Genomic DNA, 20,300 nt, shown 5'->3' with positions numbered 1-20,300 from the left:
GGGCCTGTGGCCCGAAGGCCACTTGCATCGTTCCGCTATCGCCGGGCGGCGGCTTTGCCATGTTGGCGCCAGCAGCCGCCCGGGCATAAGATGACCGCAAAGGCGAACGATCCCAAGGGACGCATATGGCGCAGAAACCTGTTCTTCACCGCGACAATCCGGAGGCCGAGCCGCTGGTCGGCAATATCAAGGTCACCCGCAACGACTGGCTGAACGTGGCGATGGACGTGCTGATCTCTGACGGGGTGGAGCGGGTGAAGGTGCTGGCGCTGGCAGAGCGGATGCAGGTCTCGCGCTCGTCCTTCTACTGGTACTTCAAGTCGCGCCAGGATCTGCTGGATGCGCTGCTCAAGACTTGGGAGCAGACCAACACCGCGGGCATGGTGCGTCAGGCTGAGGCACCCGCCGGGACCATCACCGGGGCGGTGCTGAACGTGTTTCACTGCATCACCAACCCCGACCTGTTCAACACCGCGCTGGACTTTGCGGTGCGCGACTGGTCGCGCCGTTCCGGCAAGGTGCGCAGCCTGCTGGACCGCTCCGACCGCCGCCGGGTGGAGGCGCTGACCGCCATGTTCGAACGTTACGGCTATCCGCAGCGCGAGGCGGTGACACGCGCCAAGGTGCTCTATTACATGCAGCTTGGCTATGACATGGCCGACCCGAACGAAAGCCACGCCGACAGGCTGGAGGCGACACCGGAGTACCTGAAGGTGTTCACCGGGCGCGAGCCGCTGCCGGAGGAGATGGAAGCCTTCACCGAATTCACCCGCCAGCACTGGGATGTGTGACGCGCCGGCCCCGGCCGGGCCGGCGGTCGGCTTTACAGGTTGCGGAGCGTCTCCTCAGCCTTCGCGCGGACGTCCTTGGCGGCCTGCAGGCGGACCGGGCCGTAGCCGCGGATGTCCATCGGCGCGCTCAGCAGCTCCAGGCTTTGTGCACGCTTGTCTGCGCCGTAGCGGCGCGCGACGGTGTCCAGCACGCCCTCATACCACGCCAGCAGGTCGCGGTGCAGCCGGGCTTCCTCGTGAAAGCCGAAGATGTTGAAGGCCGAGCCGCGCAGCGCCTTGCCCTTGGCCAAAAGGTTCATCGCCGGGCGCATCCATGCGCCAAACGCCCGTTTCGCCGGGCGCCCGCGCGCATCCCGCTTCCAGTTCATCAGCGGCGGGGCAAGATGGTATTTGACAGAGAAATCGCCTTCGAATTCCTCCTCCAGCTGATGCTGGAACCCGTCGCTGGTCAGCAGCCGGGCGACCTCATATTCGTCCTTGTAGGCCATCAGCTTGAACAGCGACCGGGCGGCTGCTGCGGTCAGCTCTTCCTGCGCGTCCTGCGGCAGGGCCGCGCGGAACCGGTTCAGGGCTGCGGTATAGCGGCTGGCATAAGCCATGTTCTGATAACCGGTGAGGAAGGTGGCACGGCGTTCAATCAGTTCGTCCAGCGTTTCCTCCTTCTGCGGGGCGTCCTCGTAATGGCTGGCAACCAGACCCGGATCCACCGCCATGGCGCGCCCGATGGCAAAGGCAAGACGGTTCTTGTCGATCGCCACGCCGTTCAGCTCAATCGCCTGGTCCAGCGCCCCGGCGCTGACCGGCACCAGGCCCTTCTGCCAGGCAAAGCCCAGCATCATCACGTTGGCCAGCACCGCATCGCCAAGCATCTTCTCCGCCGCCTCATTGGCGTTGAAGCCGGAGAGGTTCTGCGGGCCGACAGCCTCGGCAATCGTCCTTTCCCGCACGCCTGCCATCAGGTCGGCATCCCGGCGCAGCACCAGATCGCCGGTCGGCATCTCTGCCCGGTTCAGCACAACCTTGGTGCCGGCCCGGTAATGGACGGAGGCCTTGGGCGCAGAGCTGACCACCACGTCGCAACCGATCACGGCATCCGCGCCGGCCTGATCAATCCGCACTTGGTTCAAAGTGTCCGGAGCAGTCGACAGCCGGATATAGCTCAGAACCGTGCCGAACTTCTGGGCAAAGCCGGTGAAATCCAACACGCTTGCGCCCTTGCCCTCCAGATGCGCCGCCATTGTGATCAGTGCGCCCACGGTGACAACGCCGGTGCCGCCAACCCCGGTGACCAGCAGGTCAAACGGCTCTGAAAGCGCGGGCAGTTCGGGCGCGGGCAGCTTGGCCGTCAGCGCAGCGGCATCCAGCCCGGCGATCTTCTTCTTGCGGCGGGCGGCACCTTCGACGGTTACAAAGCTGGGGCAGAAGCCGTTCAGGCAGGAAAAATCCTTGTTGCAGGTCGACAGGTTGATCTTGCGTTTGCGGCCAAAGGGCGTCTCCTTCGGCTCCACGCTCAGGCAGTTGGATTCCACAGAGCAATCACCGCAGCCCTCGCAGACCAGATCGTTGATGAAGGCGAACTTCGCCGGATCTTCCATCTTGCCGCGCTTGCGGCGGCGGCGCTTCTCTGTGGCGCAGGTCTGTTCGTAGATCAGCACGGTGACGCCGGGAATCTCGCGCAGTTCCCGCTGAACCGTGTCCAGCGCGCTGCGGTCATGGAAGGTGGTGCCCGCCGGAAAGTCGCCGCGGCTGAACTTGCCGACGTTGTCGGAGACCAGGGCAATCCGCTCCACCCCTTCGGCGCGGCAGGTCTGGGCGATGCCATACACAGAGACCGGCCCGTCGACAGGCTGGCCGCCGGTCATCGCCACCGCGTCGTTGTAAAGGATCTTGTAGGTGATGTTGGTGCCCGCCGCGACCGCTTGGCGGATCGCCAGAGAACCGGAATGGTACCAGGTGCCTTCGCCGAGGTTCTGGAACACGTGCTTATTGCCGTTGAACTGCGACGCCACGGTCCAAGGCACGCCTTCGCCGCCCATCTGGGCATAGCCTGCCGTGTCCCGGTCCATCCAGCTGGCCATCACATGGCAGCCGATTCCGGAAAACGCCTTGGACCCCTCCGGCAGCTTGGTCGAAGTGTTGTGCGGGCAGCCCGAGCAGAAATAGGGCGTGCGGGTGGCGCCGGGCACGTTCAGCACCTTCGGCGGCTCCGCAGTCAGCGCCTTCGCCTTGGCGGGCAGGTTTTCTTCGGGGAAGAACTTGTCCAGCCGCGCCGCCACGATGGGTGCCAGCAACAGCGGGCTCAGCTCTCCGGTCCAGGGGATCAGCGGCTCGCCCTGGCTGTCGTATTTGCCGACCATTCTCTCCGGCTTGCTGCCGGGCCAGTCATAGAAGTTTTCCTTGAACTGGCTCTCGATGATGCCGCGCTTTTCTTCGACAACCAGCACCTCCTGCTTGCCCTTCACGAACTTTAGCGCATCGGTGCGGTCCAGCGGCCAGACCATGCCAACCTTGTAGATGTCGATGCCCAGACGGCGGCAGGCGGCCTCATCCAGACCCAGCAGCCGCAGCGCCTCCATCAGGTCCAGATGGCCCTTGCCAGTGGACACGAAACCGAACCGCGCCTCCTTGATGTCATAGATCCGCTTGTCGATCGGGTTCGCCTCGGCAAAGGCGCGCACCGCGTCCAGCTTGGCGTGGATACGGGTTTCGATCTCGGGGGAGGGCAGGTCGGCGCGGCGGATATGCAAGCCGCCGGGGTAGTCCGGCAGCTCGGGGTAGATAAATTCGCGATCCGGCTGCAATTCGACCGAGCGCGCGCTTTCCACGGTTTCCGAGACCGCCTTGAAGCCAACCCAGGTGCCGGAGTAGCGCGACAGGGCAAAGCCGTACTCGCCGAAGGTCAGGTATTCAGAGACATCCGCCGGGTTCAGCACTGGCATGAACCAGGACATGAAGGCCACATCGGACTGGTGCGGCATCGAGGAGCTGACACAGCCGTGGTCGTCGCCCGCCACCACCAGCACCCCGCCTTTGGCAGATGAGCCGTAGGCGTTGCCATGCTTCAGCGCATCGCCGGAGCGGTCGACGCCCGGACCTTTGCCGTACCACATGGAAAACACGCCCTCGACTTCGCAATGCGGGTCCAGCACTGCCTGCTGGGCGCCCAGAACGGCGGTGGCGCCCAGGTCTTCGTTCACGGCGGGCATGAACTTGATCCGGTTCTCCTGCATCCGCGCCTTGGCGCGCCAGAATTCCAGGTCCACGCCGCCCAGCGGCGATCCGCGGTAGCCCGACACAAACCCCGCGGTGTTCAGCCCCGCGTCGCGGTCGCGGCGCGCCTGGTCCAGCATCACCCGGGCCAGCGCCTGGGTGCCGGTCAGGAACACCCGGCCCTTGGTCATCTCATAACGGTCGTCCAGCTTGTAGCTGCGGAAATCGTGGCTCAGCTTGGTCATCGCAGGGGGAGTCCTTGCACGGCTAAATAGATCGCGGAAAGATAATCCTGCCAGCTTGAAAAGAATTGCCAGACTTGCTGGTTTTGCGAAGATTTATGGGTATATTCACCGGATCGATGCATAGACACGGAAAATTTGACCGGAAAATGAAGCTCGACCGCCGCGACCGCCGCATCCTGACCCTGCTGCAGGAGGATTCCCGCATTTCCAACGCCGACCTGGCAGAGGCGGTGGGCATGTCGCCGTCTGCCCTGTGGCGCCGGGTCCGGGCTCTGGAGGAGGCAGGCATCATCGAGCGCTACGGCGCGGTGGTGAACGCGCCCGCAATGGGATTGGGGTTCCAGGCCATCGTTCATGTGCATCTGACCCGGCACGACCCGGACAAACTGGTGGAATTCATCCGCGCGGTGGAAACCAGCCCGCTGGTTCAGGAATGTTACGCCACCACCGGCCAGGCGGATTACCACCTGCGGGTGCTGGCCCCGGATCTGGACGCTTACAACCGGTTCCTGGAGGAGTTTCTGTTCCGCCTGCCGGCGGTTGCCAGCGCCCAGACCAATGTGGTGCTGCGCACCATCAAACGGGACAGGCCTGTGGTGCCCTGAACAATGCGCCAGCGGGTGCGGCGCCGCAGTACCTGCAGAAAGATGAACCCGCGAGCCCGGCCATTCACTTTTCCGGAAAATACTCCGGGGGTCTGGGGGCCGGCCCCCAGCCGGCAGCCGCCTTCACATCGCGGCGTATTTCACCCAGGCCCAGGCCATGGCGATATAGGTCAGCTGGTGCAGCGCCTGGTCCGAGCCCATCGCCTGCCAGAACATCGCCTGCTGCGGATTCAGCTTCTTGCGCTCAGAAAAGCGCGCCTTGCCGAAGTCGATGTGGAAATGCACCACCCACTCCAGCAGTCCCAGCACCAGGATAAACGTCACCGGCGCGCCGAACAGCAAAAAGACAATGGCCGAGCCGATCACATGAACCCCGGCATGCTGCGCGCGCCCGGCGTGGACATAGGCGCAGCGGCCGGACAGCATTTTCGGCGTCTGCAGAAAGAAGTCGGCAAACAGGTGCTTGACCTGCAAAGCACAGAGCAGCAGCAGAACAGAACCGACATAATCCGGCAAACCGAATGACCTCCAGCAAGTGTACCTGGCTGGAACCTTACGGGTTTTTCGCCGCCTGGCAAATGCCGTGCCCGCAGGGTGCCGTAACGGGACAAAGCGGGTTTCTGCCCATTGCCTGTGCCCGTCAAACCGCGCTACCCATAAGGCAGACCACACCCGAAGCCGCCATTGATGGAGCTTTCCCATCGAACGCTCTCTGTTCCGTTTCATCTGGAAATACTCGAAACGCGATCAGCTGGTGCTGCTGATGGTCACCGCCTGCCTGTTCCCGCTGCTGTATCTGACACTGGAGCTGCCCAAGCGGATCATCAATGATGCCATCGGCTCGGAAACCGATATCGTCACCGTGCTGGGATACAGTTTTGACCAGCTGACCTTTCTGTGGATCCTGTGCGGCGCCTTCCTGGTGTCGGTGCTGTGCCACGGGCTGCTGAAAATGCGCATCAACACCATGAAAGGGGTGCTGGCCGAGCGGATGCTGCGCCGCTTCCGCTATCAGCTGATCGCCCGGGTCCTGCGGTTTCCGCAACCGTATTTTGAGCGCGTCAGCCAGGGCGAACTGGTGTCGATGGTGACCTCGGAGTCGGAACCGATGGGCGGGCTGATGGGGGATGCGGTCAGCCAGCCGGTGCTGCAGGCGGGCCAAATGCTGACCATCCTGTTCTTTCTGTTCCTGCAGAACTTCTGGTTCGGGATGGCGGCGATTGCGCTCATTCCGGTGCAAGGCTGGCTGATCCCGATGCTGCAGCGGCAGATCAACCAGCTGAACAAGAAACGGATCAAACAGGTGCGCGCCCTCGCGACCGAGATCGGCGAAAGCGCCGCGGGGGCCGCGACGCTCAGGATCAACGGCGGCTGGCGCTACCGGATGGCGGTGATCACCGACCGGCTGGGGTGGCTGTATGATATCCGCTTCCAGATCTACCAGAAGAAATTCTTCATGAAGTTCCTCAACAACTTCATCACCCAGCTGACGCCGTTCTTTTTCTACGCAATCGGCGGCTACCTCGTTTTGCAGGGTAAGGTCTCGCTGGGGGCGCTGGTGGCGGCGCTGGCTGCCTACAAGGATCTCGCCGCCCCCTGGAAAGAGCTTCTGGCCTATTACAACCAGACCCAGGACATGAGCTTGCGCTGGGACGTGGTCCTGGAACGTTTTGCGCCGCAGGGGATGGTCGGCGAGCAGCTGATGACCGGCGAGCCGGAGGAGCTGTCGCATCTCAACGGCGATATTGTGCTGGACTCCGTCACCGTGCGGGACGCCGATGGAAACCTTGTGCTGGAAGAATTGAGCGCGGCCTTCCCCGCCGGGCAGGTGATCGGGATTGCCGCCCCCTCGGAGGAAGACAGGCGCGCCCTGGCGGAACTGCTGACCCGGGAAATCCTGCCGTCCTCCGGCACCGTCACGGTCGCGGATCAGAACCTCAGCAGCCTGCACCAGGCCACGCTGGCGGCGCGGATCGGCTATGCCACCTCGCGGCCGGTTCTGTTCCAGGGCTCGTTCGGCGACAATGTGATGATGCCGATGCGGCTGCGCCCGCTGGACCAGGGCCAAGACCTGGAGCGGCTGGACACTGCCATCCGCGCAGGCAACAGCCCCGATCCCTTTGACGCGCGCTGGCTGGATCCCGAACTGGCCGGGTTCACGAGCGAGGAGGAGCTGCGGGGCTGGTGGCTGAAACTGGTGGAAGGGATAGGGTCCGACACTGCACTGTTCCGCCGCGGCATCGACCAGTTCTTCGAGGCCCCCAACCACCCGGGCCTGGCAGACCAGCTGGTCAGGCTGCGTCCTGCTGTGCGCCAGGCCATCGAGGACGCGGGCTTGGACGTGCATGTGCGGTTTCTGGACGCAGACAGCTACAACCCGGCGCTGCCGGTCGCGGAGAACCTGCTGTTTGCCGCATCCCAGGAGGCGATGACGGTTGAAACGCTGCTGCGTCACGCGGAGTTCCTGGCCCAGCTCAAACAGCTGGGGCTGGACGAGGGGCTGGTGTCGTTGACTCGCGATGTGGTGGAAATGCTGCGGCAGATCTTCGGCATGGATGGCACCGGTCACCCGCTGTTCCGTAAGCTGGGGCTGGATGTGGAGGCCTATGAGGCGGCGATTGCACTCATGGACCGGCAAGGTTCCGGCAATGCCGCAAAGCTCAGCCGCGAAGAACTGGCGCAGCTGCTGATCGTGCCTTTCACCATTTCTGCCGAACAGATTGGCCCGGCTTTCGAGGACGGGATGAAAGAGCGAATCCTGGGCTTCCGCCGCAGCCACGGGCAGAGCCTCCTGGACTCGCTGGGGTCCAGCTTCGTACCGTTCTCCAGGGACAGTTTCGCCCCCACCCTGACGGTTTTGGAAAACGCGCTGTTCGGCAAAATTTCGGATGCGGCCGGCTCCAAGGCGGATGAGGTGCGCAAGCTGGTTTCCGATCTGATGGTGCGCGAAGGCCTGCGCGACAAGGTGGTGGAGCTGATCTTCGACATGCCGATCGCCGTCGGCGGGCAGGGGCTGGCGGCCAGCTTTGCCGAGCCGCTGGCCTTCTGCCGGGCCACCATCAAGCGGCCGGACATCCTGATCCTGGATACCGCCATGGCAAGCTATGACCTCGAAACCCGGGTGGCGGTGCATAAGAACTTGCGCAAGCTGCTGCCGGACACCACGTTGATTTACCTGGCGTCCGGTTTCCAGAATCCCGATGTGTTCGACGTGTTCTATGAAATGCGACAGGGACGCCTGGTCAGCGACGAGGCGCAGGCAGTGGCGGCAAGCGAGGGGGCGGCCAGCCAGGACCTTGCCCGCAAGCTGCGGGCGCTGGAGCAGACGGAACTGTTCTCTGGCCTGAACCGCCGCCAGCTGCGCCTGCTGGCCTTTGGCGCGCGCTGGTATGAGGCCGCCAAGGGCGAGGCGGTTTTCCTCAAGGATGATGAGGCCTCGGACGGCGCCTATATGATCCTCGAAGGCGAGGCCGGGCTTTACCTGCCGCAAGAGGGCGGGGAGGACCGGCTGATTGCCCGGGTCGGCCCGGGCCGGCTGGTGGGGGAGCTGGGCCTGATCCGGCAGGAGCCGCGGGCGCTGAGCATGATTGCGGAAAGCGACCTGCGCTGCCTGCGGATCGGCGAGGAGGAATTCCTGGCGGTCGTCGAAAACGACGCCTCAACCGCCTTCAAGCTGCTGCAGGTGGTGGCGGGCTACGTCTCCAACTGAACCGGAACCAATAGGAAACAGGGAAGACACTGATGAAACTGCTGCGATACCGCATTGGTGGAGATGTGCGTCCGGGACTGCTGGACAGCGCAGGCGCGGTCCGGGACCTGTCGGCGCATGTGCCGGACATCACCGGGGCTGTACTGGATGACGCGGCCTTGGCCCGGCTGGCCGCGCTGGACCCGCAGACGCTGCCGCTGGTGCCGGGCACGCCGGACCTGGCGCCGTGTGTCGGACAACCGGGCAAATTCCTGGGGATCGGCCTCAACTACACCGATCACGCCGAAGAAATGGACATGGCGCTGCCGGAGCATCCTATTCTGTTCCTCAAGGCCACGTCTTCGATTACCGGCGCAAATGACGAGGTGATCCTGCCGCGCGGCTCGGTGGCGTCGGATTGGGAGGTGGAGCTGGGCGTGGTGATCGGCACCGCTGCCAAATATGTGCCGGAGACAGAGGCGCTGAACCACGTGGCGGGCTATTGCGTGATCAACGATGTGTCGGAGCGCGACTTTCAGACTAAGCTGACCGGCCAATGGACCAAGGGCAAAAGTTGCGACACCTTCGGCCCCGTAGGCCCCTGGCTGGTAACCCGCGACGAGGTGCCCGATCCCCAGGCCCTGTGGCTGACCTGCGACGTGAACGGCGAGCGCAGGCAAACCGGCAGCACCCGCACAATGGTGTTCACAGTTGCGCAGATCATCGCGCATCTGAGCCAGCTGATGACCCTGCACCCAGGCGACGTGATCGCCACCGGCACACCGCCGGGCGTGGGCATGGGGATCAAGCCCGCGCCGGTCTATTTGAAACCGGGCGACGTGATGCGGCTGGAGATCGAGGGCCTGGGCGTCCAGACCCAAACCGTGCGCGCAGACAGTTGAGGCAAGGGGGGGCGCTCCCGCCCGTTCCGGCGCATTCGCAGAATGCGCCCTTCCGGTTGGGCGTGGCGCTGCGCAAAGCGCAGCGCGGCTGCCGCTTCGGGGCAGGCCATTGGTTTCAGAACGGGCTGCTGCCCGGCCGCTCAGATGCCGCTGCAGAAATGCTTGTAAAGCAGGGCAATGGTTTCTTCTGTCTTCGGATCCTGCAGCGAGTAATACACCGTTTTTCCGTCGCGCCGGGTGGCAACCAGGCCTTCCTCGCGCAGCCGGGCCAGCATCTGGCTGACCGCAGCCTGGCGCATGTCCAGCAGCGCCTCCAATTCACCGACCGACCGTTCGCCCGCGCCTAAATGGCACAGAATCATCAGCCGGCCCTCATGGGCCAGCGCCTTGAGGAAGGCAGCCGCGGCGGCGGCGCTTTCTTGCATGTTCTGAGGGGTTTCCGGGGGAAGGGCGTCTTGGGGCGAAAGGGGCAATGCTCAGGTCCTGCGGTCGTCTTTTGCCGGCAACATGACCACTTCCGGCAGCCGAGTCACCCCGCAGTTGCGTTTCATTGCACAATAGGCGGAGAGCCACCGGCGAAGGCATTCCCCTTGGCATAATCGCAGGGGGCCTCCTGCATGTTGAGGTGCAGATCGCTGCCGGTGAAGGGATGCGCGCGCGCCAGAGCTTCGTCCACATCAATGCCCAGCCCGGGCGCATCCGGCGGAGTGACAAAGCCGTTTTCGACCCGGATCGAGCCCTTGATCAGCTGGTCGTGGAACGGGGTCTCGATGGTCTCCAGCAGCAAAATGTTGGGGATCGAGGCGGCGAGGTGAATGTTCGCGGCCCATTCCACCGGCCCGGCGTACAGATGCGGTGCCATCTGGGCGTTGAAGACCTCGGCAATCGCCGCGACCTTTTTCATTTCCCAAATGCCGCCGGCCCGTCCCAGGGCGGGCTGCAGGATTTCTGCGGCCCCGGCGCGCAGCACCGCGGCGAATTCGGATTTTGCGGTCATCCGCTCGCCCGTGGCCACGGGAATGCGCACGCTGCGGGCAACCCGCGCCATGTCTTCGATGTTGTCGGGCGGGGTGGGTTCCTCGAACCACAGCGGCGAATAGGGCTCCAGCGCCTGACCCAGGCGGATGGCGCCTGCGGTGGTGAACTGGCCGTGAGTGCCAAACAGCAGATCCGCCTTATCGCCAACCACCTCGCGGATTGCCTTGCAGAACGCTACCGACAGCGAAATGTCGGACATTGCAGGCATGTGTCCGCCGCGCAGGGTATAGGGGCCTGCCGGGTCGAACTTCAGCGCGGTGTAGCCTTCGCTCACTTTCTGCGCTGCGGCCTCGGCAGCCATTCCGGGCGAGGTCCAGAAGGCGGTCATATCATGCTGCGGCAGCGGGTAGAGGTATGTATAGGCGCGGATGCGCTCGTTCATCCGCCCGCCGAGCAAGGCGTGAACCGGACGCCCCCGGTCTTTACCCAGGATGTCCCAGCAGGCGATCTCCAGTCCCGAAAACGCGCCCATCACCGTCAGGTCCGGGCGCTGGGTGAAGCCCGAGGAATAGGCCCGTCGGAACATCAGCTCGATGTTCTCGGGGTTTTCCCCGGCCATGTGCCGCACGAACACATCCCGGATCACATGGGTCATCGCCTCCGGCCCGACGGAGGACGCGTAGCATTCGCCCCAGCCGGTGATACCGGTTTCGGTGGTGACCTTCACCAGAATCCAGTAGCGCCCGCCCCAGCCGGGAGCAGGCGGGGCAGTGACGATGACGTCCAGGTCTTGCAGCTTCATGACCTACCGCTCCGCCGCCGCATCAAAGGCGGCCAGTTCCCTGTTGATTTCCTCCACCGCGGGCTGCGGGGCGAAGAAGGTGACATCTGCCTCGCCGCCGCGCTCCATCATCACCTCAATTTCGAAATGCGCAGGCACCGTGTCAAAGCCGCCGTCGATGCGCCAGCGGCGGCTCTGCTGCTCGGCAAGGTCCGGCAGCCCTGCGGCGACCGAGGCCGCCAGCCCGCCCGGCAGGCCGAAACGGGGGTTGTTCGCAAGCCGCGTCAGGAAGGGGACAATCTCCTCCACCGCAAACAGCATCGACGTGTCCGAGGTGGCCGGGGCCGGTTTCACCGGCTCAGGCTTGAACAGGCTGGTCAGGAATTTCAGCACGGGCTGCGCTCCGGTTTGTGCGTGTCAGTCAAACACAATCACATTGCGCTTGGCAGAGCCAGTCTTGGTGTCGGCAATGGCCTCGTTGATCTGCTCCAGGGACCAGCGGCCCGAGATCAGCTCATCCAGTTTCAGGCGGCCCTGCTGGTAAAGGTCGACCATCCAGGGAATGTCCCGCTGGATCACCACATCACCCATCTTGGAGCCGATCAGCCCCTGTCCCACGGCGGCCAGAACCACCGGCTCATAGCTGGCCTTGGCGCCGGAATGCGGCATGCCGATCAGCACCGCCTTGCCGCCGCGTGCCAGATAGCGCGGGGCCTGCTCGTAGGCAGGGATAGCGCCGACGGTGACCAGCACCGCGTCTGCACCGCGGCCGCCAAGCGCCTGAAAGGCCGCCTTCCACGGCTTGTCCTCAGTCGCCAGAACCCCGTGGGTTGCGCCGAACTCTTTGGCGATGTCCAGCTTTTCCTGGCTCATGTCCACCGCGACGATGCGCCGGGCGCCGGCAATGCGGGCGCCCTGGATGGCGTTCAGCCCGACCCCGCCGGCACCGATCACCACCACGTCCTGCCCCGCCCGCAGCTGGGCGGCGTTGACCGCCGCGCCAACGCCGGTGATCACCCCGCAGGACATCAGCGCCGCCACGTCCTTGCCCATCTCAGCCGGGATCTTCACGATCTGGCGCTGGTCCACCACCACCTTCTCGGCAAAGGCGCCGCAGGCCATGGCCTGCTCCAGCGGCCCGCCTTCGGCTGTCTTCAGCGGGCCGTTCACACCGTCATAGGGCGTTTCGCAGATCACCGGCCTGCCGCCTGCGCAGGACGGGCAGGTGCCGCAGCTTCGGATCAGGGTGACCACAACGGAGTCGCCTTCGGCAAACCCCTGCACACCCCCGCCGAGGCGGGTAATCACCCCGGCGGCCTCATGCCCGTAGACCGCAGGCAGATGCCCGCCCCAGGCGCCTTCGGCATAGGAGATGTCGCTGTGGCAAATGGCAACCGCGTCCAGCGTGACCTCCACTTCGCCCATGCCGGGTGGGGCCAGCTTCACCTGTTCGATCACAAGCGGGGCTCCGAAGGCATGGCAGACGGCGGCTTTGATGGTTTGCATGGTTTTCCTCCCCGTTTCAGGCAAGGTGGCGCGGCGGCCTGGCTGCATCAAGCGGGAATACGGCAGCCCGGCGGCGGTATTACGTCACGGAAGACTCGCTGCACTGAAACACTGTGCAGCCGATGGCCATGAGGAGCAGCGTGAACAGGCGTTCTCTCCTGAACGTCCTTTACTGGCTGCCTAGCTCCTCAGCCCGTTTGGCAAACTGCAAGGCATCCCACGGCGCCCGGCCCATCTGCTGCCCCGGATCAAACAGCGCCGCCGCGTCGAGATCCGGATAGTCGCGCGCCACCAGCTCCCGCAACGGCGTCTGCGAGGCCTGCGCCTCCCGGCACAGCGCCTTCACGGCCGCTTGCGCATCGGGCCGCGGCATCTGCTCTGCCAGGGCAAAGCTCAGCGCCTCGGCGTGGATCATGCCCAGCCCGCCGGAGAGCGCGGCGGCCATCGCCTCCGGATCGGGTGCCAGGCCCGCGCACAGGTCCTTGCCCGTCTTTGCGGCGCTGGCCGCGCCCAGAACGATCTGCGGCAGGCTCATCCATTCGCTGAACCAGGCCGCCCCGTCGCGCTGATGCTGCAGCACCGAGGCCCCCTGAAGGACAGAGAACAAGCCGCTGCCCTGCCGCGCCAGCGCCGCCAGCACCGAAGGCGCCACCGGGTTCTGCTTCTGCGGCATTGTGGACGAGGCACCGGCGCCGCCCAGCGAAATCTCCGAAATGCCGCTTTGCGCCAGCGCGATGCAGTCCTCGCCGGTTTTGCCGAAGGCCAGCGTCACCCGCTGCAGCCAGTCCGCGATCCGCAGGATCGGCGTGCGGTCGGTGTGCCAGCTGCGCCCCGGATCTTGCAGGGCCAGCCCCTTGGCCATCGCAGCGCGCACCTCTGCTGCCTTTGGCCCCAGCGCGCTGGACGTTCCCGCTGCACCCGACAGGGACACGAGCAGGCAGGACTGGCGCAGCGCGGGCAGCTCCTCTAGCAGGGTCAAAAGCGGCGTGCCCCAGCCCGCCGCCACCGCCCCGAAACTGGTGGGGGTGGCGTGCTGCCCATAGGTGCGGGCAGCCATCGGCAGGTCCGCATGGGCTCTGGCTAGCGCGCCAAGCGATACCGCAGCGGCCTTCACGTCTGCTTCCACCAGCGCCAGAACCTGGCGCAGCCGCAGCATCAGCGCGCTGTCCATGATGTCCTGCGAGGTGGCGCCCCAATGCACATACTGCGCGTGCTCCGGCGCTTTCATCTCCTCGCGGAAGGCGGCGACCAGCCCCGGCACCGGCACGCCATTCTGCGCGCTGGGCTGTTTCAGCACGCCGGGGTCGACGGCGATTTCCACCACCGCACGGGCGATGGCGGCGGCGCTTTCCTGCGGGATCACGCCCGCGTCACCCTGCGCTTTGGCCAGTGCGCCCTCCACCAGCAGCATGGCGCGCACCTCCGCACTGTCCGAAAACAGGCGGCTGGCCTCGCCGCAGCCGAACAGGCCGCCATACACCTGGCTGTCAAAAACCGAACCTGCCATCAGAAGTCCTTTGCGATGTGCCCGATCAGATCCGCAAGCCCCTCTGGGTCCGCGAAGAAGGGCGAATGGGAAGTTTGCATTTCAAAGACCCGCTGCGGCGGCAGCTGTGCCGCCATCTGCGCCTGGTATTCCGGCGGGATCACCCGGTCCTCCGTGCAGCGGATATAGGCCTTGGGCACGCCTTCGAACCGGTCGCCCAGCCGGATTGGCGTGTCCTGCGGCGGGATTGGCTGCGGACACAGGTGTTCCAACGCGAACTCCACCGTTTCAGCCGGGCAGTCATGATAGAACAGCTCCGGCGCGATCTCTGCCACGAAGCTGTAGCTGGTGCCGGCCGCGTTCTTGCTGGTGGCGCCCGTCAGCGTCTGCCGCGGCCCGGCCTTGCGCATGCCGATCAGGGACAGGCCGCTGACCGGAATATAGCTGCACAGGTAGATCAGGCCGCGCAACCTGTCAGGACCGGCCTCTGCCGCGGCGGAAATGGGAAACCCGGCCCAGGAATGGCCCAGCACAATGGTGTCCGGCGTCGAGGCCGCCAGCACCGCCTCGGCAGTTTCTGCAAGTGTGACGCCCGCCGGATCGCGCCCGTCGCAATGGCCGGGCAGGGTGATTGTGCGGGCGGTGTGGCCGCGCGCCTCCAGCGCCGGGACAACATCGCGCCAGCACCAGGCGCCGTGGCAGGAACCGTGAATCAGAAGAACCTCAGCCAATGTGCCCGGTCTCCCTCAGAAACGCGGTCAGCCGCGCCGCGTATTCCTCCGGCTGCTCGACGCAAGGAATGTGGCCCGCGCGCCGGATCAGGTGGAACTGGCTGCCGGGGATCAGGTCCACCGTCTCGCGCACCAGATCGGGCGGGGTGGAGCCGTCCTCAGATCCCGCAATGCCCAGGCAGGGCAGCCGCAGCCCGCTGGTGGGGGTATAGAAATCGGTGCCGGCAATTGCCGCGCAGCAGCCGGCATAGCCGTCGCGGGATTGCTGCACCAGCATGTTGCGCCACAGCTGCAGCTCTGGCGTGGCGCGGAAGCCGCGGGCAAACCAGCGCTCCATCACCGCTTCGGCCAGCGCTTCGATGCCGTCGGACTGCACTGTCTGCACCCGCTCTTTCCACATCTCCGCGGTGCCGATCTTAGCGGCGGTGTTCGACAGCACCAGCGCCCGGATCTGATCCAGCCGCTTCACCGCCAGGCCTTGCGCGATCATGCCGCCGATCGACAGCCCCACAAACATGCAGTCGCGCACTTGCAGGTGATCCAGCAGCCGCTCCGCGTCGCGCACCAGCGCACCCATCGAATAGGGCGAGGGCGGGCAGGAGGACAGCCCGTGCCCGCGCTTGTCATAGCGGATGATGCGCAGGCCTGCAGGCAGCCGGTCCACCACCGCATCCCAAACCCTCAGGTCGGTGCCAAGCGAGTTGGCAAAAACGATGGGGGCGCCGTCAGGGTCCCCGTCAATGCGGTAATGAAGCTGGACATCGCCCAGGTCTGCAATCTGCATGGAGCGCCTCTTTGCTGTTCCGCAGCACTTTACCTGTGCCAAGGCGGCGAGGTAAACCAGCCGCCTGCCGCGGGCGGGGGAATTTTCTTTCCAAAGAAAATTGGCCGGAAAAACCGGTTTGTCCGGCCCGCCTCAGCCGCGCAGCTCCATGTGGGCCATGATCTGCGCGTGATCGGAGGCGGGCTTGTTGTAAGGCGCTTCCGGGTGGCTGCCGTCGGTCAGATGATCGTTGAAGACGCTGTAATACTGCATTTCCCCGATGGAACCGGGCCAGGACGGGTCGAAATGGCGCGACATGTAGATCTGGTCGGCACTCTCATGCACGCCGCCAAAGGCTGTGGTATAGACCACATTGCGCAAAGACCTTTTCAGGAACATCTTCTCGGCAGAGCGCAGCCGCACCCGGTCGACGTCCTCGCGGATCTGTTTGTCTTCCTCCGCACTGTAACGGTCGCCGGGGTGCCGGGCGTCATGGCGCAGCATCCAGGCGTAGTTCGTGAACGGCATCTCGCCGGCGATGATCTCGCTGCTGACCGCATGTTCGCCGTCGTTGAAATCCCCCAGCACCATCACCGGGCGGCCCTGCTCCAGCTCGTCCAGCACCGCGCGGCGCAGCACCCAGGCCTCGCCCATCCGCCTCAGCGCCGCCCGCAGTGATCCCATCGCCCGGCCCGCCGCATCATAGGCGGTCAGCACGGTTTCGGGCGGATAGGGCGCGCCCTGCGGCTTGATGTATTCGCCGAGTTTCGATTTCAGGTGGCAATTGAACACGGTAATAACCTGATCCCCAACCGGCACCCGTACTTTCAGGATCGGCCGCGACAGCCGGCGCAGGGTATAAAAACCTGCGTCCTCTTCCTCGCCCAGGCAGGCCATCGGGATGTCCAGCGGCTGATCCAGGTCCTGGATCACCTCGGGATCCTCCGCAAAGCCGAACCGCGACAGCACTGCCAGTCCGGGCCGCCGCTCGCCCGGATCACCGGTGTCGTTAAGGTTGGGGGCAAAGGCCAGTTCCGCTTCGGCGTAAGAGCCATACGCCAGCTTCTGAAAAACCGCCTTGCGGTGATAGCGTTTGGAAGGGTCGGGGATGCTGGCGGCGTTGGCCTCCGCCCCGCGCCGGTCAGTTTCGGCGATGACCTGGCGCAGCGGTGCTTCGTCAAAGATCTCCTGAAACCCCACGATATCGGCGTTGAGCGTCAGCAGCTGGTCGGCCATCCAATCCGCCTTCCAGGCGTATTCCTCCGGCGTGTAGCTTTGAAAGCGGTAGTATTCCCGCTCCGGTCCGATCAGATTCTTGACGTTGAACGAGGCGATTGTGAAGCGTGTCATGACGGCCCCCTGACTGCCGCGCCATGAAACGCGCGGCCAGGGGTCAAGCATAGCGCGAGAGCGCCTCCCGGAACAGCTCCGCATCCACATTGCCGCCGGTGGCAACCGCAATCACCGCGGCGCCGGCGAGCCGTCCGGGGTGGAACAGCGCCGCGGCCAGCGAGGCCGCGCCGCCGGGTTCCAGCACGATTTTCAGCCGCAGGAAGGCCATCGCCATCGCCCGCATCGCCTCCTCCTCGGTGATCACCAGCCCCGGCCCGCACAGCCGGCTGAGAATGGGGAAGGTGATCTCCCCCGGCTGCGGTGTCAGGATCGCATCGCAGATCGAGCCGGACTGGCTGGGGTTCCGGCAGATTTCGCCCGCCGCCAGCGACCGGGCCACGTCGTCAAAGCCTTCCGGTTCCACCGTCCGCACCCGCAGGCCCGGCGCGCGGGCCTCTAGCGCCAGCGCAATGCCCGAGGACAGCCCGCCGCCGCCGCAATTGACCAGCACATCCGCCCGGGTGACGCCTTCAGCGGCGGCCTGTTCCGCGATCTCCAGCCCCGTGGTGCCCTGGCCCGCAATCACCTGCGGCTCATCATAGGGTTTGATCAGGGTCAGCCCGCGCGCTTCCGCATATTGCGCGCCCACCGCCTCGCGGCTCTCGCCGCCCGCGCGGTCATACAGCACCACCTCGGCGCCCAGATCGCGGGTGTTCTGGATCTTCAGCCGGGGCGCGTCGGCAGGCATCACGATCACGGCAGGCACCTCATGCGCCTTGGCGGCGGCTGCCACACCCTGCGCGTGGTTGCCGCTGGAATAGGCGATGACACCGCGCTTGCGCGTCTCTTCCGGCAGTGCCGAGACCGCCGACCAGCCGCCGCGGAACTTGAACGATCCGGTATGCTGCAGGCATTCCGCCTTCACCAGCACGCGGCGTCCGGCAATCTCGTCCAGAAACGGCGAGGACAAAAGCGGGGTGACGCGGGCATGGCCCTTCAGCCGCTCGGCCGCGGCTTCGATCATGGCAATTGAGGTCATTTGACGGGGTCCAGAACTGAATGGATGAGGGCGAGCGCCTGCGGCTCGTCCAGAAACGGCACATGGCCGCGTCCGGCGATCTCCGCAGCGTGCAGGCCGGGCAGGCGGCGCTGCATTTCTGCGAAGGTTCCGGCGCTCAGAATGTCCGAGTTCGCGCCGCGGATCACGCCGCAGGGCAGCCCCTCCAGCGCCAGGAACAGCGGCCACAGATCCGGGGCCGGGCCAGCCTCGGCCTGCGCCAGCAGTGCGTCACGCAACCGCGGGTCATAGCGCAGGCTTAGCCCCTCTGCGCTCTGGTCATAGAACGCCTCCGCTTCCTCGCGCCAGCGCGCCGCGGGCACGTCCGGGAAGGCCGGCGCCATCAGCGCCGCCAGCGACTGCGCGGCCTGCGCATGGGTTTTGGCGGCCGGGCGGCGGCCCACATACTCCATGATCCGGGCAATGCCGCCCGGGGGGATCTCCGGGCCCACGTCATTGAGGATCACCGCCGCCAGCCGGTCCTTGGCCATTGCCGCCAGCGTCATCGCCACCAGTCCGCCGCGCGACGTTCCAAGCACCGCGGCGCGCTCCAGTCCCAGATGGTCCAGCAGCTCCAGCACATCCTGCGCCTCGCGCAGCACGTTGTAGTTCGCGAAGGCGGGATCATGCGCCGACTGCCCCCGGCCGCGCGCGTCCAGGGTGATCATCCGGTACTGCCCGGCATGTGGCGCGAAATAGCGGAAATCCCGGCTGTCGCGGGTGAGGCCTGCGAGGCAGAGGAGCGGCAGGCCCGCGCCGCTGTCCGTGTAATACAGCCGCAGCCCGTCAGAAGTTTCAAAGTACGCCATGGGTGCGCCTAGCTCCTGGCAAGGTCGGGAATTGTGGTGAGGTCCGGCAGGATATGCGCGGGTTTCCAGGGCAGCCTGTCCACCGGCTCCCCCGCCCGGTTCACCCAGGCGGTGACAAAGCCGTACCCCGCAGCCCCCGCCGCATCCCAGCCGTTGGAGGACACGAACAGCACATTGTCTTTGGCGCAGCCGAAACGCTTGCCCACCAGATCGTACACGCGGCTGTCTGGTTTGAAGATGCCGGCGCTTTCCACCGACAGCACGTCGTCCAGCACGCTGCCCAGGCCTGCTGACTGCACCGCACCGTCCAGCATCGCAGGCGAGCCGTTCGACAGGATCGCAGTGTTCAATCCAGCGTCTTTCAGCGCCTTCAGCATCGCGGGCACCTCCGGGTAGGCCTGAAGCTCCCAGTAAAGATCCAGGAGGCGCTGGCGCAGGGCTGCGTCACCGTCCAGCCCGGCGGCTTCCATCGCCCAGTCGAGCCCGTCCTGGGTCACATCCCAGAAATCCGCATGGGCCCCGGTGATGGCGCGCAGCCAGGTGTATTGCAGCTGCTTCAGCCGCCAGTGGCCGGCCAGCTCTGCCCAGTTGTCCTGCAGATGCGGAAACTGCGGCTCGCCGGCGGCCTGGCGGGCAGCGGCTGCCACATCGAACAGGGTCCCGTAGGCGTCAAAGATACAGGTGGTAATCGGCATGGCTCCCTCCGTTGCGGCGAGAGTTGCACGAAGGCGGCGGGCTGGCAAAGCCGGAAATTGCCCGCATACGGGTTTACATCACATCTGCGGGCGCTAGGCTGCGCCCCTTTATCAACCCGCAACCGATTGGAGGTCTCATGACCGGGGTAAAAAACGGCGACACCGTGCGCATCCACTACACAGGCAAGCTGACGGATGGCACCGTTTTCGACAGCTCCGAAGGGCGCGACCCGCTGGAGTTCACCGTGGGCGCAGGTCAGGTCATTGCCGGCATGGATGCCGGTTTGGAAGGCATGGAGCCCGGCGGCAAGAAGACGCTGGAAATCGCCTGCGCCGATGGCTACGGCCCGATCAATCCCGAGGCACGCCAGCAAATCCCGCGCGAAGGCATCCCTGCCGACATCCCGCTGGATCTGGGCACTCAGCTGCAAATGCAAAGCCCCGACGGCCATGTGCTGCCGGTCACCGTGGTCGAAGTGACCGAAGAGACCGTGACGCTGGATGCCAACCACTTCCTGGCAGGCAAAGATCTGGTCTTCGACATCGAGCTGGTGTCTATCAACTAAGGTTCCACCTGCGGGGGCGGGGAGTGCTCCCGCGCCCGCAGGTCCCCCGGCTGCGCCGGCAGACGCTTGGCGGCGTTGGGCGTGGCACCGTGCAGAGCGCGGTGCCACGCCCAACGGGAGCGGGCTTCGCCAGAAGCCCGGCGACGGGCGGGAGA

The 20,300-nt window shown here is 65.4% G+C and carries 18 protein-coding genes; 5 read left to right on the top strand and 13 right to left on the bottom strand.

The annotated features are described in order from the left end of the window. Positions 1–125 precede the first annotated feature (125 nt). A complete protein-coding gene (locus R2C4_RS14755; RefSeq protein ID WP_008556855.1) occupies positions 126–791 on the top strand; it encodes a TetR/AcrR family transcriptional regulator in 666 nt (221 codons plus the stop codon). A 32-nt stretch (positions 792–823) separates the two neighbouring features. On the opposite strand, the gene R2C4_RS14750 is transcribed toward R2C4_RS14755, so the two are convergent. Further along, positions 824–4,246: an indolepyruvate ferredoxin oxidoreductase family protein gene (locus R2C4_RS14750; protein WP_141891225.1), complete on the bottom strand. Its 3,423-nt coding sequence runs from the start codon at positions 4,244–4,246 to the stop codon at positions 824–826. Between the two features lie 146 nt (positions 4,247–4,392). Between R2C4_RS14750 and R2C4_RS14745 the strand changes: the two genes are divergently transcribed. Next, positions 4,393–4,851 carry an Lrp/AsnC family transcriptional regulator gene (locus tag R2C4_RS14745; protein ID WP_141891224.1) on the top strand — a complete coding sequence of 153 codons (459 nt, stop codon included), beginning with the start codon at positions 4,393–4,395 and terminating at the stop codon, positions 4,849–4,851. A 123-nt stretch (positions 4,852–4,974) separates the two neighbouring features. Here R2C4_RS14745 and R2C4_RS14740 read toward each other — a convergent pair whose 3' ends face one another. After that, positions 4,975–5,367 carry a DUF3307 domain-containing protein gene (locus R2C4_RS14740; protein ID WP_058285002.1) on the bottom strand — a complete coding sequence of 131 codons (393 nt, stop codon included), beginning with the start codon at positions 5,365–5,367 and terminating at the stop codon, positions 4,975–4,977. Between the two features lie 247 nt (positions 5,368–5,614). Between R2C4_RS14740 and R2C4_RS14735 the strand changes: the two genes are divergently transcribed. Next, positions 5,615–8,560, top strand: a complete 2,946-nt coding sequence (locus R2C4_RS14735) for an ABC transporter transmembrane domain-containing protein (protein ID WP_208764495.1) — start codon at positions 5,615–5,617, stop codon at positions 8,558–8,560. 32 nt (positions 8,561–8,592) lie between these two features. Continuing rightward, on the top strand, positions 8,593–9,441 hold the full coding sequence (locus tag R2C4_RS14730; protein ID WP_141891222.1) for a fumarylacetoacetate hydrolase family protein: 849 nt from the start codon (positions 8,593–8,595) through the stop codon (positions 9,439–9,441). A 140-nt stretch (positions 9,442–9,581) separates the two neighbouring features. Here R2C4_RS14730 and R2C4_RS14725 read toward each other — a convergent pair whose 3' ends face one another. The 11 genes from R2C4_RS14725 to R2C4_RS14675 form a co-directional block, all read right to left on the bottom strand. Further along, positions 9,582–9,866, bottom strand: coding sequence for an ArsR/SmtB family transcription factor (locus R2C4_RS14725; protein ID WP_058285005.1), 285 nt, complete (start codon positions 9,864–9,866; stop codon positions 9,582–9,584). A 122-nt stretch (positions 9,867–9,988) separates the two neighbouring features. After that, positions 9,989–11,221 carry a mandelate racemase/muconate lactonizing enzyme family protein gene (locus R2C4_RS14720; protein WP_141891221.1) on the bottom strand — a complete coding sequence of 411 codons (1,233 nt, stop codon included), beginning with the start codon at positions 11,219–11,221 and terminating at the stop codon, positions 9,989–9,991. Positions 11,222–11,224: 3 nt separating this feature from the next. Then, complete coding sequence (locus R2C4_RS14715; RefSeq protein ID WP_141891220.1) at positions 11,225–11,593, bottom strand: hypothetical protein; 369 nt, start codon at positions 11,591–11,593, stop codon at positions 11,225–11,227. A 24-nt stretch (positions 11,594–11,617) separates the two neighbouring features. Next, positions 11,618–12,706 carry a Zn-dependent alcohol dehydrogenase gene (locus R2C4_RS14710; protein ID WP_141891219.1) on the bottom strand — a complete coding sequence of 363 codons (1,089 nt, stop codon included), beginning with the start codon at positions 12,704–12,706 and terminating at the stop codon, positions 11,618–11,620. Positions 12,707–12,875: 169 nt separating this feature from the next. Next, entirely contained in the window at positions 12,876–14,213 is a 1,338-nt protein-coding gene (locus R2C4_RS14705) for a class-II fumarase/aspartase family protein (protein WP_141891218.1), read from the bottom strand. Next, positions 14,213–14,923: an alpha/beta fold hydrolase gene (locus R2C4_RS14700; protein ID WP_141891217.1), complete on the bottom strand. Its 711-nt coding sequence runs from the start codon at positions 14,921–14,923 to the stop codon at positions 14,213–14,215. Before R2C4_RS14700 ends, R2C4_RS14705 begins: the two co-directional genes overlap by 1 nt. Continuing rightward, the gene (gene pcaD, locus R2C4_RS14695; protein WP_141891216.1) at positions 14,916–15,707 is read right to left on the bottom strand and encodes a 3-oxoadipate enol-lactonase; all 792 of its coding nucleotides are present in this window, start codon (positions 15,705–15,707) and stop codon (positions 14,916–14,918) included. Before pcaD ends, R2C4_RS14700 begins: the two co-directional genes overlap by 8 nt. Positions 15,708–15,839: 132 nt before the next feature. Then, positions 15,840–17,036: an endonuclease/exonuclease/phosphatase family protein gene (locus R2C4_RS14690; protein WP_141891215.1), complete on the bottom strand. Its 1,197-nt coding sequence runs from the start codon at positions 17,034–17,036 to the stop codon at positions 15,840–15,842. Positions 17,037–17,079: 43 nt separating this feature from the next. Then, positions 17,080–18,057 carry a threonine ammonia-lyase gene (locus R2C4_RS14685; protein ID WP_141891214.1) on the bottom strand — a complete coding sequence of 326 codons (978 nt, stop codon included), beginning with the start codon at positions 18,055–18,057 and terminating at the stop codon, positions 17,080–17,082. Beyond that, positions 18,054–18,884, bottom strand: coding sequence for an alpha/beta fold hydrolase (locus R2C4_RS14680; protein WP_141891213.1), 831 nt, complete (start codon positions 18,882–18,884; stop codon positions 18,054–18,056). The genes R2C4_RS14685 and R2C4_RS14680 overlap by 4 nt, the downstream gene beginning before the upstream one ends. An 8-nt stretch (positions 18,885–18,892) precedes the next feature. After that, positions 18,893–19,579, bottom strand: a complete 687-nt coding sequence (locus R2C4_RS14675; RefSeq protein WP_141891212.1) for a haloacid dehalogenase type II — start codon at positions 19,577–19,579, stop codon at positions 18,893–18,895. A 137-nt stretch (positions 19,580–19,716) separates the two neighbouring features. On the opposite strand from R2C4_RS14675, the gene R2C4_RS14670 reads away from it, so the two are divergent. Then, positions 19,717–20,145 (top strand): FKBP-type peptidyl-prolyl cis-trans isomerase, encoded by a 429-nt coding sequence (locus R2C4_RS14670; protein WP_141891211.1) that lies wholly within the window; start codon positions 19,717–19,719, stop codon positions 20,143–20,145. Positions 20,146–20,300 lie beyond the last annotated feature (155 nt).

Origin of the sequence: Leisingera aquaemixtae (assembly GCF_006740765.1) — a bacterium.
Taxonomy (GTDB): Bacteria; Pseudomonadota; Alphaproteobacteria; order Rhodobacterales; family Rhodobacteraceae; genus Leisingera; species Leisingera aquaemixtae.
Note: the sequence above shows the minus strand (reverse complement) of the source record. Positions and strands in the feature narration are given on the sequence as shown.

Bases quoted from the DNA above. Each gene is read 5' to 3' on its own strand.
- R2C4_RS14705 (WP_141891218.1), bottom strand. From the start codon at position 14,213: ATGGCAGGTTCGGTTTTTGACAGCCAGGTGTATGGCGGCCTGTTCGGC.
- R2C4_RS14720 (WP_141891221.1), bottom strand. From the start codon at position 11,221: ATGAAGCTGCAAGACCTGGACGTCATCGTCACTGCCCCGCCTGCTCCC.
- R2C4_RS14670 (WP_141891211.1), top strand. From the start codon at position 19,717: ATGACCGGGGTAAAAAACGGCGACACCGTGCGCATCCACTACACAGGC.
- R2C4_RS14735 (WP_208764495.1), top strand. From the start codon at position 5,615: ATGGTCACCGCCTGCCTGTTCCCGCTGCTGTATCTGACACTGGAGCTG.
- R2C4_RS14685 (WP_141891214.1), bottom strand. From the start codon at position 18,057: ATGACCTCAATTGCCATGATCGAAGCCGCGGCCGAGCGGCTGAAGGGC.
- R2C4_RS14725 (WP_058285005.1), bottom strand. From the start codon at position 9,866: ATGCAAGAAAGCGCCGCCGCCGCGGCTGCCTTCCTCAAGGCGCTGGCC.
- R2C4_RS14710 (WP_141891219.1), bottom strand. From the start codon at position 12,706: ATGCAAACCATCAAAGCCGCCGTCTGCCATGCCTTCGGAGCCCCGCTT.
- R2C4_RS14690 (WP_141891215.1), bottom strand. From the start codon at position 17,036: ATGACACGCTTCACAATCGCCTCGTTCAACGTCAAGAATCTGATCGGA.
- R2C4_RS14755 (WP_008556855.1), top strand. From the start codon at position 126: ATGGCGCAGAAACCTGTTCTTCACCGCGACAATCCGGAGGCCGAGCCG.
- R2C4_RS14730 (WP_141891222.1), top strand. From the start codon at position 8,593: ATGAAACTGCTGCGATACCGCATTGGTGGAGATGTGCGTCCGGGACTG.
- pcaD (WP_141891216.1), bottom strand. From the start codon at position 15,707: ATGCAGATTGCAGACCTGGGCGATGTCCAGCTTCATTACCGCATTGAC.
- R2C4_RS14750 (WP_141891225.1), bottom strand. From the start codon at position 4,246: ATGACCAAGCTGAGCCACGATTTCCGCAGCTACAAGCTGGACGACCGT.
- R2C4_RS14745 (WP_141891224.1), top strand. From the start codon at position 4,393: ATGAAGCTCGACCGCCGCGACCGCCGCATCCTGACCCTGCTGCAGGAG.
- R2C4_RS14675 (WP_141891212.1), bottom strand. From the start codon at position 19,579: ATGCCGATTACCACCTGTATCTTTGACGCCTACGGGACCCTGTTCGAT.
- R2C4_RS14680 (WP_141891213.1), bottom strand. From the start codon at position 18,884: ATGGCGTACTTTGAAACTTCTGACGGGCTGCGGCTGTATTACACGGAC.